Raw genomic sequence first — 1,073 nt, 5'->3', positions numbered from 1 at the left:
GGCTCTTCTAGCGAATGCTAGTGACGTCTTGATTCCCCATGGCCGCACCCAGCACCAGGGCGGGTTGTGGACCCATCGGGCCTGATCGGTCTAACAACCTGAACCACCCCAGGTACGAATCGAGGTATTTCGTTGCCACTCCCTTGAAGCGCTGCATCCACCCGCGCAGCCTGCTGACATAGGCATTGACGTTCTGCACGTGCCAGGGCCCTCTCACTCGTCTACCTCGGCTTACGTTCACCGCCTGGTGCTGCACGCCCAGTGCCCGCGCTGCGCTGGCCAGAGTGACGCTGCCATCCGTGCACAGGATGGTGTCCGGTGGCAGCAAGGGTTTGAGTGCCGCTTGCACACTGACGGCCTTGTTCGTCTCCAGGATGAGGTTGACCGTTGCTCCCGCACGGTCTCGCGCCATCAGTACGGGTGTTTACTCCGAACCCTTGCAGCCAGCCAGCGCTTTACCTCCCCGGCGACGGGCCTTGCGCAGCAACCCTCTTTGGCCTTTGCAGGAGACCAGGAAGTAGGACTCATCGGCTTCGGCAATGCCCACAAGCTGGCGAGCCTGCTGGTTGCTTGGGCAGGCCAGGAAGCGGTGGCGCCAGCGAAAGGCGGTGCTTTGCGCCACGCCCAGGCGCTGGGCCACCTGATTGAGCGAGAGGCCTTCGCCCAGAGCTTGTGCCTGACCCATCCACTTGTCCCGCAGATGCAAACGCGCCAGCGGTGTGCCAGTCAAGGCGTTGAAGGTGCGTGCGCAATGGCGGCACTTGAAACGTTGAAGCCCATTGGCCGAGCCGTTCTTGACGAGCAGGGAGCTGTTGCAACGCGGGCAAGCCCGGGAACCGCCGCTGTGCGCTTCTACAACGGCGATGGCTTGACTGTGATCGAGCAGCGCCTGCAAGGAGCTTGCCAGTTGCTGGCGCTGGTGGTGCGTCAGCTGGGGCAAGCTGTGGATCAAGCGCGTCATCTGTTGCTGTCGCATGGCCTTCTCCTGGGGCAGACGCAAGAGCGTCGTACCTTAAAGATGAGGGCCATGGGGCGCGATTAAAGAGGCATCACTAGCATTCGCTAGAAGAGCC

At 62.3% G+C, this 1,073-nt stretch carries 1 pseudogene; it reads right to left on the bottom strand.

Going from position 1 to position 1,073, the window contains the following annotated elements:
• Positions 1 to 7: 7 nt before the first annotated feature.
• Positions 8 to 976, bottom strand: a pseudogene (locus NFX52_RS30315) (IS1595 family transposase).
• Positions 977 to 1,073: the final 97 nt, after the last annotated feature.

Origin of the sequence: Acidovorax facilis (assembly GCF_023913775.1) — a bacterium.
Classification (GTDB): domain Bacteria; phylum Pseudomonadota; class Gammaproteobacteria; order Burkholderiales; family Burkholderiaceae_C; genus Acidovorax; species Acidovorax facilis.
This window is presented reverse-complemented; position numbering and strand designations above follow the sequence as displayed.